We start from the raw sequence: 15322 nt of genomic DNA, 5'->3' as shown, positions 1-15322 counted from the left end.
TAAGCTGCATTTGATAATTTATTAGTATATTAGCACTCGATGAGACAGAGTGCTAACAGAGGTGATCATACATGCTAACTGATCGTCAATTATTGATTCTACAAGTGATAATCGAGGATTTCATCCATTCTGCCCAGCCAGTCGGGTCACGAAGCTTGTCGAAGAAAGATGAAATCACGTTCAGCTCTGCCACAATTCGCAACGAAATGTCTGACCTTGAAGAAATGGGGTTTTTAGAAAAAACCCATACTTCTTCCGGTAGGATCCCTTCTGAAAAAGGGTATAGATATTATGTGGATCATTTACTTTCTCCTCAAGCTCCGAAAAAGAATGAAGTGAAGATTTTAAAATCCGTTTTTGTAGAACGAATTTATGAATTGGAAAAGATCGTTCAGAAGTCAGCGAAAATACTTTCGGAACTGACGAATTATACGGCGATTGTACTGGGACCAAAAGTGAATGAGCATAAGCTGAAAAAAATCCAGATCATTCCCTTAAGTCCTGAAACGGCAATAGCCATCATTATTACGGATACAGGTCATGTGGAAAATCGAATGATTTCCTTACCGCCTTCTTTTGATATAAACGAAATTGAAAAGATGGTGAATATATTGAATTCCCGTTTGGTCGATGTTCCGCTAGTTGATCTAAAGGATAAGATCTATAAGGAAGTTGCCGTTCTATTGAGCCGCCACATTCATAACTATGGATCGATGGTCTCGGTCCTTGCGGAGACCCTGACGGACACAAAGCCCGAAAAAATATTTTTCGGCGGGAAAACGAATATGCTGAGGCAGCCGGAGTTCCATGATATTGCGAAAGTAAGCACGCTTTTATCGATGATTGAGCAGGAACAGGGATTTTATGAACTAATTACTCAAAATCCATCGGGCATCCACGTCAAGATCGGCCGTGAAAATCAAAACACAGTGCTCGATGACTGCAGTTTGATTACGGCAACCTACTCAATCGGGCAGGAGCAAGTTGGCACATTGGCCATATTGGGTCCAACGAGAATGGAATATTCGAGAGTGATCAGTTTGCTTTCGTTTTTCTCGAAAGATTTAACGGCCCTGATGACAAAACTGTATCAAAAATAGTAGCAAAGGTAATATTGTTAAGGTGGCGGAGGAGTGTATTCCGCGGCCTGGCATATTACTTTAGCATAAATTGTATAACCCTTTTAGGGAGGTGAGATTGTGACAGAAAATAAAAACGAAGAACAAACATTGGAAAATGAAACAATCGAGGAAAGCGCTGCAGAAGCAGTTTTCGCTGAAGGAGAAATTCCAGCAGCGGAAGAAAACGATGGTCCTGTTGAAAAAGATGAACTTCAATTGGCTCAAGAAAAAATTGCCGAACTTGAGGCGAAAATCGAAGAAATGGATAACCGTTATCTTCGTCTGCAGGCCGATTTTGATAATTCTAGACGCCGTGCCAAGCTTGATATGGAGGCGGCTCAAAAATATAGAGTTCAAAGTATTGCTAGTGATTTAGTGGAGGCTCTTGATAATTTTGAAAGAGCAACAAAAATCGAAGCGGAAAATGAACAGACGAAATCCTTGCTATCCGGCATGGAAATGGTCTATAAAGCGATTACTGGTGCATTGGCTAAAGAAGGCATCGAACCGATCAGTTCGGTTGGCGAAGAGTTCGATCCGCGTTTGCATCAAGCGGTCATGCAAGTTCAAGATGAAAACTTCGGTTCGAACATCGTCGTCGAGGAATTCCAAAAAGGATACCTTCTTAAAGACCGTGTGATTCGACCTGCAATGGTAAAAGTGAACGAATAGGATTCTTACATATAAATAATTGGGAGGTAGTGAAACTATGAGCAAGATTATTGGTATTGACTTAGGTACAACAAACTCTTGTGTATCTGTACTTGAAGGCGGGGAACCAAAAGTAATCCCGAATCCGGAAGGAAACCGTACAACACCATCCGTAGTGGCATTCAAAAATGGAGAAAGGCAAGTTGGGGAAGTGGCAAAACGCCAAGCGATTACAAACCCTAACACGATCATTTCCATTAAACGCCATATGGGTACCAACCATAAAGAAGTAATTGAAGGAAAAGAATACTCACCTCAAGAAGTTTCTGCAATCATCCTTCAATACTTGAAATCATACGCTGAAGAGTATCTTGGCGAAAAAGTCACTAAAGCGGTTATCACTGTACCTGCTTACTTCAATGATGCAGAACGTCAAGCAACCAAGGATGCTGGTCAAATTGCCGGCCTTGAAGTGGAACGTATCATCAACGAACCGACAGCTGCAGCACTTGCATACGGTTTGGATAAAACGGAAGAAGATCAAACGATCCTTGTATTCGACCTTGGCGGCGGTACATTTGACGTATCGATCATGGAACTTGGAGACGGCGTTTTCGAAGTTAAGTCCACAGCAGGCGACAACCGTCTAGGTGGGGATGATTTCGACCAAGTCATCATCGATTACCTGGTTGAAGCATTCAAGAAAGAAAACGGAATCGACCTTTCAAAAGATAAAATGGCGGTTCAACGTTTGAAAGATGCAGCTGAAAAAGCGAAGAAAGATCTTTCCGGCGTAACGTCAACTCAAATTTCTTTACCGTTCATCACTGCTGGAGAAGCTGGCCCGCTTCACTTGGATGTAACGATGACTAGAGCTAAATTCGATGAGCTTTCCACAGGTCTTGTGGAACGTACGATGGGACCTACTCGTCAAGCATTGAAAGATGCCGGCCTTTCAGCATCTGAAATCGACAAAGTAATCCTTGTTGGTGGATCTACACGTATTCCTGCTGTCGTTGAAGCGATCAAAAAGGAAATCGGTCAAGAACCAAGCAAAGGTGTAAACCCTGATGAAGTGGTGGCTATGGGTGCTGCAATTCAAGGTGGCGTATTGACAGGTGATGTTAAAGATGTTGTCCTTCTTGATGTAACTCCACTTTCACTTGGAATTGAAACGATGGGCGGAGTATTCACGAAACTGATCGACCGTAATACTACGATTCCGACAAGTAAATCACAAGTATTCTCGACAGCGGCTGATAATCAAACGGCAGTTGATATCCATGTCCTTCAAGGGGAGCGTCCAATGTCAGCGGATAACAAAACTCTTGGTCGTTTCCAATTGAGTGACATTCCACCGGCACCGCGTGGAGTTCCGCAAGTTGAAGTGACATTCGATATCGATAAAAACGGTATCGTGAACGTTCGTGCGAAAGATCTTGGCACGAACAAAGAACAAGCAATCACCATCAAATCATCTTCAGGCCTTTCTGATGAAGAGATCGAACGCATGGTACGTGAAGCGGAAGAAAATGCCGATAGCGATAAACAACGTAAAGAAGAAGTTGAACTTCGTAACGAAGCAGATCAATTAGTTTTCCAAACGGAAAAAACGCTTAAAGATCTAGAAGGTAAAGTGGACGAAGCGGAAGTGACAAAAGCGAATGAAGCGAAGGATGAACTGAAAGCTGCAATCGAGAAAAATGAGCTTGAAGAAATCCGCGTGAAAAAAGATGCACTTAACGAAATCGTTCAAGCTTTGACAATGAAGCTTTATGAAGAAGCGGCAAAAGCTCAGCAAGCTGGCGAAGCGGGTGCTGGCGAGTTTGCTCAAGACGATAATGTCGTTGATGCTGAATACACTGAAGTAAACGAAGAAGAGAAAAAATAAAAAGTGCCCCAATCGGGACACTGATATATCGGGCAGTATTCTGCCCCATTGTAAAAAAGTCAAAGTCAGGTTATCTTGACTTTGGCTTTTTTTACAGTGAATGGAAACATTGTTGCAATCACTGATGGGGAATCGTGGGATTTTAGAGAAAAATGTGTGCAAATTGGGGCTGGCAATGCCATTTGCAAAAATGTGTTAAAGCCGTTTGTACTTTTCTAGTTGATTATTATCTTCGTTCAGTGATAATATTACCTTTATGTGAATCGAATCGGGAGTGGATTTTAGATATGAGTAAACGCGATTATTATGAGGTGTTAGGCCTTTCGAAAAGTGCTTCGAAGGATGAAATCAAAAAAGCGTATCGAAAGCTCTCCAAACAATATCACCCTGATATTAATAAAGCGGACGATGCTGCGGATAAATTCAAGGAAATCAAGGAAGCTTACGAAGTATTGAGTGACGAACAGAAAAAAGCCCATTATGACCAATTCGGACATACCGATCCCAATCAAGGCTTTGGCGGTCAGGACTTCGGCGGTTTCGGCGGTTTTGAAGATATTTTCAGTAGCTTCTTTGGTGGCGGCGGACGCAGGAGAGATCCTAATGCACCGCGTCAAGGAGCGGATTTGCAGTATACGATGACGCTTTCGTTTGAAGAGGCTGCATTCGGAAAAGATACTGAGATCGAAATTCCGCGTGAAGAGGATTGCGGTACATGTAAAGGATCCGGTGCCAAACCAGGTACAAAGGTGGAAAACTGTTCACATTGTCATGGAACCGGTCAATTGAATGTTGAACAAAACACAGCTTTCGGAAGGATTGTGAACCGGAGAGCATGTCACCATTGTCAAGGAACAGGAAAAATCATTCCTAATAAATGTTCAACATGCGGCGGCGACGGAAAAGTCCAAAAACGTAAAAAAATCCAAGTCAAGGTGCCAGCAGGAATTGATGATGGCCAGCAGTTGCGCGTAACAGGCCAAGGCGAGCCTGGAATCAATGGCGGCCCCGCAGGAGACCTGTATGTAGTCTTCCATGTGCGCAGCCATGAATTCTTTGAACGGGATGGCGATGATATTTATTGTGAAATGCCGGTTACTTTTGCCCAGGCAGCATTAGGCGATGAAATAGAAGTTCCGACGCTGCATGGAAAAGTGAAGCTGAAGATTCCAGCAGGTACACAAACTAGCACTCGTTTCCGTTTAAAGGGCAAAGGAGTTCCGAATGTCAGAGGATATGGCCAAGGAGATCAGCATGTGGTCGTATTGGTTGTCACGCCTAAGAAATTAACGGAAAAACAAAAGGAATTGCTTCGTGAGTTCAGTGATATCAGCGGACAAGGTGTAGATGAACAAGATGATGGCTTTTTCTCAAAAGTGAAGCGGGCTTTCAAAGATAGGTGAATAAAAGTAAAAAGAACAAATTGGGAGTTGGTAGATTATGAAGTGGTCTGAATTTGCAATCCAAACAACGAATGAAGCGGTTGAACCTGTTTCGAATATTCTTCATGAGGCAGGTGCGAGCGGTGTTGTCATTGAGGATCCTCTAGAATTAGTCAAGGAACGTGAAAATGTTTTTGGCGAAATCTACCACTTAAACCCCGATGATTATCCGGATGAAGGTGTAGTCATTAAGGCTTATCTGCCCGTAAACAGCTTCCTTGGCGATACCATTGATGCTATTAAGGAATCAATCAATAATCTCCAACTTTTTGATATTGACCTTGGGAAAAATGTTGTTTCAATTAGTGAAGTGAATGAAGAAGAGTGGGCGACGGCTTGGAAAAAATATTATAACCCCGTCAAGATATCCGAACGTTTTACCATCGTGCCAACGTGGGAAGACTATACTCCGGTAAGCAGTGACGAATTGATCATTGAACTTGATCCAGGCATGGCCTTCGGAACGGGAACACACCCGACGACGGTCATGTGCATCCAAGCGCTGGAACGAACAGTAACGCCTGGGGATTTAGTCGTTGATGTAGGAACTGGTTCTGGTGTTCTAAGCATTGCAGCTGCATTATTGGATGCAAAGCGAATCCAGTCACTTGATTTGGATGAAGTGGCAGTACAGTCAGCCAAGCAAAACGTTGAACTAAATAACGTGCAGGATAAAGTGTCCGTGTCACAAGGCAACTTATTGGATGGTGTAAATGAACAAGCGGATATTGTCGTGGCTAATATTCTTGCCGAAGTGATCATGCGTTTTACGGATGATGTAGCGAAAGTCGTTAAACCTGGCGGATTTTTCATCGCTTCCGGAATCATTCAAACTAAGAAACAAGATGTGAAGGAAGCGATTATAGCATCTGGTTTCACCGTTGAGGAAACGATCTTGATGGAAGATTGGGTGGCAATAATCGCAAAAAGAAATGCTTAATTGGAAAAGTTACTCTGATTATCGGTTTTTTTGATAGTCAGAGTACCTTTTTTTAGCTTGAATCTTTGCACGGCTTGCATTCTGGATTCCCGACTGTTAGCCTGTGAGTTATTTAGACTAGACGAAGTAGGTGGCAGTGTGCAACGGTATTTTCTTAACGAAGCAGATATCAATGGAAACATGGTGACGATATCAGGTGATGATTTTCACCATATCGCCAGAGTGATGAGAATGGGACCAGGTGAGCGGATCATCACGGTGAAAGGTAATGGCATGACAGCAATCGCGGAAATTTCGGAAATTACTGATGATGCTGTAATAGGTACGGTAACTGAATGGAAGAATGAAGAAAAGGAACTTCCTGTAAAGGTAGTGATTGCGAGCGGTCTGCCTAAAGGGGATAAATTGGAATATATCGTTCAAAAGGGCACTGAACTGGGGGCCGTTGAATTTATCCCTTTTATTGCTGCTCGTTCGGTGGTAAAATGGGACCACAAAAAGGTAGGCAAGAAATTGGAGAGGCTCCAGAAGATTTCAAAAGAGGCGGCTGAGCAATCTCACCGCACGGTTATCCCTGCCATCAAGGAACCGATGACGGCAGATCAGCTAGCTGGGTATGCAACTGGTTTCGATCATAAATTAATCGCTTTTGAAGAAGAGGCAAAACAGGGGGAAACTTCTGTACTCGCTTCTGTCTTGAAAGATATTACTGCTGGGCAATCCATCCTATTCGTTTTTGGGCCTGAAGGTGGTTTAGCAGATAAGGAAATTGAAAAACTGACTGATGCCGGTTTTATGGCTTGCGGTCTTGGACCAAGAATATTAAGAACTGAAACAGCACCTTTATATGCACTTTCCGCTGTTTCTTATCATGTAGAACTTTTGAGGTGATGAAAAATGGCAACGGTCGCTTTCCATACATTAGGCTGTAAAGTGAATCATTATGAAACAGAGGCTATATGGCAATTATTCAAAACTGGGGGATATGATCGTGTTGAGTTTGAAAATACATCAGATGTATATGTCATCAACACATGCACGGTGACAAACACTGGCGATAAGAAAAGCCGTCAGGTCATCCGTCGTGCCATTCGTAAGAATCCGAATGCCGTCATAGCGGTAACGGGATGTTACGCACAGACATCGCCGGCAGAAATCATGGCCATACCAGGTGTGGATATTGTTGTAGGAACACAAGACAGGGTTAAACTGCTTGATTACATTGAGCAATTCAAGGTTGAGCGTGAACCAATCAATGCCGTAGGTAATATCATGAAAAACCGTGTCTACGAAGAGTTGGATGTACCTGCTTTTACAGACCGTACACGCGCTTCACTGAAGATTCAGGAAGGCTGCAATAATTTCTGCACTTTCTGCATCATTCCTTGGGCACGTGGCTTGATGCGTTCCCGCGATCCAAAAGAAGTCGTTCACCAGGCTGAACAGCTTGTTGAGGCAGGCTATAAGGAGCTAGTCCTTACCGGAATCCATACGGGCGGCTACGGAGACGATTTGAAAGACTATAATTTGGCGATGCTGCTGCGTGACTTGGAAAAAGTCGATGGGCTGAAGCGTATCCGTATTTCATCCATTGAAGCCAGCCAAATTACAGATGAGATCATTGAAGTGCTGACGAATTCGAAAAAAGTGGTACGTCATTTGCATATACCAATCCAATCGGGTTCCGATACCGTTCTAAAACGGATGAGACGTAAATATACGATGGATTTCTTCGGTGATCGAATCGAAAAGCTGAAAATTGCACTTCCGGGCCTTGCTGTTACCTCTGATGTCATCGTAGGTTTCCCAGGTGAAACTGAAGAAGAATTCATGGAGACATATAACTTTATAGAAAAATATAAATTCTCCGAACTTCATGTTTTCCCTTATTCAAAACGGACAGGGACTCCGGCTGCCCGTATGGGAGATCAAGTGGATGAAGATATCAAAAATGAACGAGTCCACCGCCTTATTACGTTGTCGGATCAGTTGGCAAAAGAGTATGCCTCCCGATTCGAGGGGGAAGTTCTGGAAGTCATTCCTGAAACGAAGTTGGAAAATGGCCTTTATGAGGGCTACTCAGATAATTACATGAAAGTCGTCTTCCCGGCATCGGAAGAAATGGTCGGTGAAATCGTCAAAGTTAAAATCACAAAATCTGGCTATCCATTTAGTGAAGGTCAGTTCGTGACGGTAGTGAAGGATTTTCCTTTGCAACAAGCATCCAATATCTAATCAAAGACAGCGGTAAATCGCTGTCTTTGAGTTTGTAGACAAAAGGGAGTTCTATCTAGATTGTTAAACTAAGTTGATTGGAACGTAGGGTACGAGACTCCTGCGGGAAAAGCGCGTCCTAGGGAGACCCCACAGGCGCCAAGAGCGCCGAGGAGGCTCCCGGACCGCCCGCGGAAAGCGAGTGCCTGGAGTGGAAATCAACGTTCATATTTTACACTCCCTCAAAGTAGGCAATCTTAATTAATATCGAGTTTGTTCACAGTCTGTAAGGCAGCGGTTAACCGCTGTCTTTTTTTATTATCCTTTTTTAGATGTGTTTTCTTGGCGCTTTCGGGTAAAGACTATATATATCGTCAAAATGGATAAACTATGGTATCATGAGAGGTACGTACAACTAGGTATAGATTGTTTTTGAGGAGGATTTATTAATGTCACAAAATGTAGCAGGTTTAATTGACCACACGTTATTAAAAGCAGATGCAACCAAAGAGCAAATAAAGGTATTATGCGAAGAAGCGAGAGAGTATAACTTTGCTTCCGTATGCGTAAACCCAACTTGGGTGAAATATGCAAGTGAACTTTTGGAAGGTTCAGAAGTGAAAGTTTGTACGGTAATCGGCTTCCCTCTAGGTGCAACCACACCGGAAACCAAAGCTTTTGAAACGAAAGATGCCATCGCCAATGGTGCTCACGAAGTCGATATGGTGATCAATATCGGCGCATTGAAGGACAAGGATGATGAGTTGGTAGAGCGGGATATTCGTGCTGTGGTAGCGGCATCCACTGGTAAGGCTCTTTCAAAAGTGATCATTGAAACTTCTTTATTGACCGATGAAGAAAAAGTCCGTGCATGTGAATTGGCCGTAAAAGCCGGAACGGATTATGTGAAAACATCAACTGGTTTTTCGACCGGCGGAGCGACAGTTGAAGATATCGCGCTTATGAGAAAAACGGTTGGCCCGGATATCGGTGTCAAAGCTTCAGGCGGGGTCCGCAACACGAGCGATGCCCAGAATGTGATAGAAGCTGGTGCAACAAGAATTGGAGCGAGTGCAGGTGTCTCCATCGTGAAGGGCTTAACGGCTGATTCCGATTATTGATTTTGAAGGACCGTATAATTCCCTAAAATAAAGCAGGCGGAGAAAAATGAATTATTTTTTCTCCGCCTGTTTTTTATTGATTCCAAAAATAATTCAATTGGCAATTTCCCTTGCCCGTATATTGGCCTATTTCTTCCATAAAAAAAGAGGACCTGTATCATTTATGGAACCCATACATTCAAAAATAAGTTTATTGTGGATTTAATAGATATAAGGAGGTATCAATTAGGGAGTAAACATGCTTATATTAAATTGGTTTTTCATTTTGAATGGTAAAATGCATGGTGAAATTTTACCATTCAATAACCGTTTTATTTATAATGGCAGTAACTGCTTTTATCTAACATCATTCTCTAATGAAAGTTTGCTGATTTTGATAGTAGCTGTTGTATTATTGAGTGGTTTGAGCTTATTGAACCATAAAACTAATTATAAAAGGTTAGCTGAAATCGTTTACCGCCCTTTTTATCTTTGCGTTTAGGTTATGACTATCTTATTTATGGCTGTCCCATAGTCAGTTGCCAATGACTTTTGGACAGCTCTTATTTTTTTAAGTGTGGCCGATGCACCCAAAGAATGAGGTTGGAGAATCGCCGTGCGAATGGCAAGACGGCCAAAGAAGTCAAGATATTGAAAATGACACTGGCATGCGCGAGCTGTGTCCCTTTGTTTTCGGTGAAATAGGCAGCCGTACTTTCCAGGATGTCCACAAAAGGCAGGAATGCGGCAACCCCGATGATGTTCAGCCAAATATGTGCATAAGCTGTGAAGGCAGCTTGTCTGCCAGAACCGATGCTGGCCATGTATCCGGTGATGCAAGTGCCGATATTCGAACCGAGCATGATGATGATTGCCGAGGACACGGATAACTCCCCATTCATCAAAAAACTCATGGCTATCCCGATGGTTGCAGAACTGGAGTGAATGAGTGCCGTCAATAATAACCCGGCAATCAGGGCATAACTCATATGGCTCTCTATGTACTGGATAAGCGTTTGTATGGATGGATAGGCTGCAATCGGTGTCGAAAGCGTTTTAAAACCGCTCATCGCCGCGAAGATGGCCGAGATTCCGATCAGGGACATTCCTAGGCTTCTCGGTAACGCTTTTGGCATGAAGCAAAGGAAAGCGCCGCTTACGACACCGGGAATGATCCAGCTATCCAAAGAGAAAGTCATGAACTCTGCTGTAAAGGTGGATCCGATATTCGTTCCAAGAATGATCCCGATTGTTTGCGGGAATGTTAAGCTTCCTGCGGAAACGAGGCCGACCGTCATGACCATGACCGCCGAGCTGCTCTGCAGGATCCCAGTAAAGATGGTTCCGGCCAAGAAGCCTTTCCATGGCTTATCCGTCACCTTTGAGAGAAATGTTTTTAATGCTGCACCGGACATATTGAACAGTCCGATTCGTAAAACTGACATACCTGCCAGAAATATCGCTATGAATAAAATGAATAAAAATAGCTCATGCATGACTGTCACCTCATAGTAAGCTTATGGCCCATTAACGGGGGACATGCTATAAATTGGAATTTCATGCAAGTTGAATCATCGCTTAGTGAAAAATTATGATAATAACATGATTATATTCAAAATAAGTTTGATTTTATTGGTTGACCTGCTAAAGATGATATATTATAATTGTTTAGTACATGTATAACATGTTGACAACTTGAGTTAGTGTGTTGTTTTCGGAGGGAGGGAAAGAGATGTCTAAAACCGTCGTTCGTAAAAACGAATCGCTTGAAGATGCTCTTCGTCGTTTCAAACGTACTGTATCTAAAGCAGGATCGCTTCAGGAAGCTAGGAAGCGTGAATTTTATGAAAAACCAAGCGTAAAACGTAAGAAAAAGTCTGAAGCTGCAAGAAAACGTAAATTCTAAGAGAGGGTGGAAAGATGAGTCTTCTCGAGCGTTTAAATAATGATATGAAACAAGCGATGAAGAACAAGGAAAAGGACAAACTATCTGTTATTCGGATGCTGAAAGCTTCTATTCAAAACGAAGCCTTGAAGCAGAGACAAGATTTAACAGATGATGAAGAATTGACAGTGCTCTCTCGCGAATTAAAACAACGCAAAGACTCCCTCCAGGAGTTTGAAAACGCAGGTCGTTCAGATCTCGTGGATAAAGTCCGCACCGAACTAGTATACGTAGAGGCATATATGCCTCAGCAACTTTCAGAAGAAGACATTTCTAAAATCGTTAACGAAACGATTTTAGAAGTCAATGCAACATCCAAAGCAGATATGGGCCGAGTTATGGGAGCTTTAATGCCTAAAGTTAAAGGTAAAGCGGATGGTTCTCTAGTTAACAAATTAGTACAACAACATCTATCTTAAACTCTAAACTTAAAACTCGAAACCTAACCGCAGGCAAATTGCCTGTGGTTTTTGTGTATTTCATGAATTTTATGCGTATATTATTGAAACGAAGCCCAAGATAATTGTGGCACTTTTAATTTTATTTGCTTTTTTTTGAAACCTTTTTCATATACATACGTAATAACTAAAGAACAGGGTAAAGGGTTGCTTCAATTGCTCCTTATTCGAATTTTAGTTGCGGGCTGAATTTACTGGTAAGTTCCTGGATAATGGGACACTTACCGCGTTTAATACGGGAAAGGGGGCGTTCCGTTGAAAATTTGGCGTTATTTTTCTGTTCTCCTATTTGGATTGCTGTTCACCATGTCTTCCTTTGGTGGAGCGACGGTATCTGCAAACGAGAAGATCGTTTACCATGTACCCATTGAAGAAACGGTGGAAAAGGGACTCTCGGCCTTTTTGGAACGAGCACTGACCACTGCTGAAGCAGCAGATGCAGATCTTGTCGTTTTCGAGGTGAATACCCCTGGAGGTGCTGTGGATGCAGCGGGGGAAATTGCAAAGTTACTGGCGGATTCACCAATAAAGACAGTTGCCTATGTCAATAACAGGGCTTTATCTGCAGGGGCATACATTTCTTTAAGTGCGGATGAGATCTATATGGTTCCGAGTGCCACCATGGGATCTGCAGCTGTGATTGATTCAACAGGGAACGCTGCAAGTAAGAAAGCGCAATCTTATTGGTTGGCTGCCATGAAGACCGCTGCTGAACAAAATGGACGTGATCCCATATACGCCCAGGCGATGGCGGATGTTGACATCGATTTACCCGAATATGGAGCGGAAAAAGGGAAGCTGCTGACATTTACAGCCGAACAGGCAAAAAAGGCTGGGTATAGCGAAGGCACCGTCTCTGGAAAAGCGGAGCTGTATAGTATACTTGGAGTTGAAGATGCTGATATTCGGACAATCGAAGAAAGCTTTCCTGAGAAACTAGCCCGCTTTTTGACCAACCCGATCGTCGTTCCCATTTTATTAACGATAGCGGGAATCGGGATTGTGATGGAATTGTTTTCACCCGGTTTTGGAATTCCGGGCGTAATTGGAATCACCAGTCTTGTCTTATTCTTCTATGGTCATCTTGTCGCCGGTATCACCGGATACGAATCGTTAGCGATGTTCATCATTGGGGTCATTCTCGTACTAATTGAATTTTTTATCCCAGGGGGGATTATCGGGCTGCTCGGGTTTACAGCGGTAGTGGGGAGTCTATTCCTTGCGACAGGTGATCCGGTCCATATGACGATCTCCTTGCTAATTGCGGTCACCGTATCCATTTTGGTATTCATCCTACTTGTAAAGGTGTTTGGAAAACAGATGAAATTTTTCAGGAAAATGATATTAACCGATGCAACAAAAACGGAACAAGGATATGTCAGCAATCCGAATCGTTTGGATTTATTAGGTGCAGAAGGGAAGGCCCTAACAGATTTGAGGCCTTCAGGAACAGCTTTGGTCAAAGAAGAAAGAGTGGATGTCGTGACCGAAGGGAGCTTTATTTCCAAAGGTTCGGCAATCATTATCGTTAAAGTTGAAGGGTCAAGGGTAGTCGTCCGGGAAATTCCGGATTCAAATTAAAATTAAAGGATACAGGAAGGATGAATCATTAAGTGATAACTTCAGGAACGGTATTTATTGTACTGGCAGTGATTGCTGCTATCATCGTATTGGCAGTGTTTTTCACATTCGTACCAGTCATGTTATGGATTTCCGCTTTAGCGGCAGGAGTCAAAATCAGTATATTTACATTAGTTGGGATGAGGCTTCGCCGTGTTATACCAAGCAGGGTCGTCAATCCCCTTATCAAGGCCCATAAGGCTGGAATCAATGTTTCGACGAATCAATTGGAGAGCCATTACCTTGCAGGCGGTAATGTCGATCGAGTGGTGAATGCATTAATTGCTGCAGAACGCGCCAATATCACGTTACCTTTCGAACGGGGTGCAGCCATTGACCTTGCAGGTCGTGATGTACTGCAAGCCGTTCAAATGAGCGTTAACCCGAAAGTGATCGAAACTCCATTCATCTCAGGTGTGGCGATGAATGGTATTGAAGTGAAAGCGAAGGCAAGGATCACGGTCCGGGCCAATATTGAACGCCTGGTCGGTGGTGCCGGTGAAGAGACGATCATTGCCCGTGTAGGGGAAGGGATCGTATCGACGATCGGTGCTTCGCAAATGCATACGGATGTACTGGAACATCCCGATTTGATTTCAAGAACGGTTTTATCGAAAGGGTTGGATTCAGGGACGGCATTCGAAATTCTTTCCATTGATATTGCTGAAGTGGATATCGGTAAAAATATCGGGGCCATATTACAGACGGACCAAGCCGAAGCCGATAAGAAAATAGCCCAGGCAAAGGCCGAAGAACGACGTGCGATGGCTGTTGCACTTGAACAGGAAATGGTTGCCCGTGTTCAGGAAATGAGAGCGAAGGTTGTTCAATCCGAAGCGGAAGTTCCGCTGGCCATGGCCGATGCACTGAAAAGCGGAAACCTTGGAGTGATGGATTATATGAATATCCAAAATATCACGGCCGATACGGATATGCGCGGTTCCATCAGTAAAATATCCGAAAATCCAAAAGATAACAACAATAACCATAATAATAATTAGGTAGGGAAGGAAGGTCTTTAAATGGGAGATTTTATTGATTTCTTTCTCAAGAACCCATTCCTTATCATTGTCTTGATCGGTATTTTAACGTCCATGTTAGGAAAGAAAAAACAGCCTCAAGATCCTAACACCCCTCCGAAAAAGAAATGGCAGGAGGTCATGCAGGAGCTTCAAGGTGAAATGCAGCAAGGGAATCAGCAGCAAAGACCTGCACCTGCTCCCGTAAGGAAAGTCGAACAGCAGGCAGCACAGGCTGCAGAAGTGATCGATGAGACGACGAACGAAGCGAACAAAAGGATTGCGGAGCTTAGACGGCTACAGCAGAAGTACGATCAAGAGCGTTTGTATCAAAAAGCGAAGGCGGATCAACTTACTTCAACGATTGCAGATAATAACAGTCCGGTCTATCGCAAAGGACCGTCTTTTGGCAAAAAGCAGCTGATTGATGGCATCATCATGTCAGAAGTGCTGGGACCGCCAAGGGCGAAGAGAAGTCTTCAAAGGTCCAGAAGGTGATTCGGAAGCCTTGGGCTTTTTTAGACCTTCATTAAATAAGCATGAAAAAATAGACTTTCATTCACTTATAATTTTGTGCTAGAACCCTCTTTCATTTCATACATTGAGATGAAAGGGGGTTCTTTTTTATGGCACGCAATTGGGGAAAAAAAGTGAAACAGCTTATGACCAAAACAATGGACCTTCCGCAAGATGTCATGATGGACCTGCCGCGAATTACAATGATCGGACAATTACATATTTATATTGAAAACCATCGTGGCTTATTGGCTTTTACAGACAGCGAAGTACGATTGATGCTGAAAAATGGGCAGTTGCTGATAAAGGGAAATGCCTTTGTCATAAAGACGATTTTGCCGGAAGAAATCATGCTCGAAGGCAAAATTGACAAGGTTTATTTTATCAATGAATGATCCCGGGAGG

The 15322-nt window shown here is 43.1% G+C and carries 15 protein-coding genes; 14 read left to right on the top strand and 1 reads right to left on the bottom strand.

Annotated features, from left to right (window positions below; all coding sequences use genetic code 11):
- Nucleotides 1-71: 71 nt before the first annotated feature.
- The 8 genes from hrcA to deoC all read left to right on the top strand — a co-directional run bounded on the left by hrcA (nucleotide 72) and on the right by deoC (nucleotide 9380).
- Entirely contained in the window at nucleotides 72-1100 is a 1029-nt protein-coding gene (hrcA, locus tag AC0VX1_RS17655) for a heat-inducible transcriptional repressor HrcA (protein WP_048682856.1), read from the top strand.
- Between the two features lie 99 nt (nucleotides 1101-1199).
- The gene (grpE, locus tag AC0VX1_RS17650) at nucleotides 1200-1793 is read left to right on the top strand and encodes a nucleotide exchange factor GrpE (RefSeq protein WP_063575648.1); all 594 of its coding nucleotides are present in this window, start codon (nucleotides 1200-1202) and stop codon (nucleotides 1791-1793) included.
- A 37-nt stretch (nucleotides 1794-1830) separates the two neighbouring features.
- Nucleotides 1831-3663, top strand: coding sequence for a molecular chaperone DnaK (dnaK, locus tag AC0VX1_RS17645; RefSeq protein ID WP_475468120.1), 1833 nt, complete (start codon nucleotides 1831-1833; stop codon nucleotides 3661-3663).
- A gap of 287 nt (nucleotides 3664-3950) precedes the next feature.
- Nucleotides 3951-5066: a molecular chaperone DnaJ gene (gene dnaJ / locus AC0VX1_RS17640; RefSeq protein WP_057278850.1), complete on the top strand. Its 1116-nt coding sequence runs from the start codon at nucleotides 3951-3953 to the stop codon at nucleotides 5064-5066.
- A gap of 37 nt (nucleotides 5067-5103) precedes the next feature.
- Nucleotides 5104-6045 carry a 50S ribosomal protein L11 methyltransferase gene (gene prmA / locus AC0VX1_RS17635; RefSeq protein WP_098185694.1) on the top strand — a complete coding sequence of 314 codons (942 nt, stop codon included), beginning with the start codon at nucleotides 5104-5106 and terminating at the stop codon, nucleotides 6043-6045.
- Between the two features lie 138 nt (nucleotides 6046-6183).
- Nucleotides 6184-6936, top strand: coding sequence for a 16S rRNA (uracil(1498)-N(3))-methyltransferase (locus AC0VX1_RS17630; RefSeq protein WP_475468117.1), 753 nt, complete (start codon nucleotides 6184-6186; stop codon nucleotides 6934-6936).
- 6 nt (nucleotides 6937-6942) lie between these two features.
- Nucleotides 6943-8280, top strand: coding sequence for a tRNA (N(6)-L-threonylcarbamoyladenosine(37)-C(2))-methylthiotransferase MtaB (gene mtaB, locus AC0VX1_RS17625; protein ID WP_034308527.1), 1338 nt, complete (start codon nucleotides 6943-6945; stop codon nucleotides 8278-8280).
- Nucleotides 8281-8708: 428 nt separating this feature from the next.
- Nucleotides 8709-9380, top strand: a complete 672-nt coding sequence (deoC, locus tag AC0VX1_RS17620; RefSeq protein WP_034308525.1) for a deoxyribose-phosphate aldolase — start codon at nucleotides 8709-8711, stop codon at nucleotides 9378-9380.
- Nucleotides 9381-9922: 542 nt separating this feature from the next.
- On the opposite strand, the gene AC0VX1_RS17615 is transcribed toward deoC, so the two are convergent.
- Entirely contained in the window at nucleotides 9923-10855 is a 933-nt protein-coding gene (locus tag AC0VX1_RS17615; RefSeq protein ID WP_413009778.1) for a Na/Pi symporter, read from the bottom strand.
- A 236-nt stretch (nucleotides 10856-11091) separates the two neighbouring features.
- Between AC0VX1_RS17615 and rpsU the strand changes: the two genes are divergently transcribed.
- The 6 genes from rpsU (at nucleotide 11092) to yqfC (ending at nucleotide 15312) form a co-directional block, all read left to right on the top strand.
- Nucleotides 11092-11265, top strand: coding sequence for a 30S ribosomal protein S21 (gene rpsU / locus AC0VX1_RS17610; protein WP_028391853.1), 174 nt, complete (start codon nucleotides 11092-11094; stop codon nucleotides 11263-11265).
- 14 nt (nucleotides 11266-11279) lie between these two features.
- The gene (locus AC0VX1_RS17605; RefSeq protein ID WP_034308521.1) at nucleotides 11280-11723 is read left to right on the top strand and encodes a GatB/YqeY domain-containing protein; all 444 of its coding nucleotides are present in this window, start codon (nucleotides 11280-11282) and stop codon (nucleotides 11721-11723) included.
- Between the two features lie 345 nt (nucleotides 11724-12068).
- Complete coding sequence (locus AC0VX1_RS17600; RefSeq protein WP_475471819.1) at nucleotides 12069-13343, top strand: NfeD family protein; 1275 nt, start codon at nucleotides 12069-12071, stop codon at nucleotides 13341-13343.
- A 56-nt stretch (nucleotides 13344-13399) separates the two neighbouring features.
- Nucleotides 13400-14383: a flotillin-like protein FloA gene (gene floA / locus AC0VX1_RS17595; protein ID WP_370023731.1), complete on the top strand. Its 984-nt coding sequence runs from the start codon at nucleotides 13400-13402 to the stop codon at nucleotides 14381-14383.
- Nucleotides 14384-14404: 21 nt separating this feature from the next.
- Nucleotides 14405-14899, top strand: coding sequence for a hypothetical protein (locus AC0VX1_RS17590; RefSeq protein WP_057278841.1), 495 nt, complete (start codon nucleotides 14405-14407; stop codon nucleotides 14897-14899).
- A gap of 128 nt (nucleotides 14900-15027) precedes the next feature.
- Nucleotides 15028-15312 carry a sporulation protein YqfC gene (gene yqfC / locus AC0VX1_RS17585; RefSeq protein WP_034308511.1) on the top strand — a complete coding sequence of 95 codons (285 nt, stop codon included), beginning with the start codon at nucleotides 15028-15030 and terminating at the stop codon, nucleotides 15310-15312.
- Nucleotides 15313-15322 lie beyond the last annotated feature (10 nt).

The sequence above is a fragment of the Peribacillus sp. QJM3NY_7 genome, from assembly GCF_056173225.1.
This window is presented reverse-complemented; position numbering and strand designations above follow the sequence as displayed.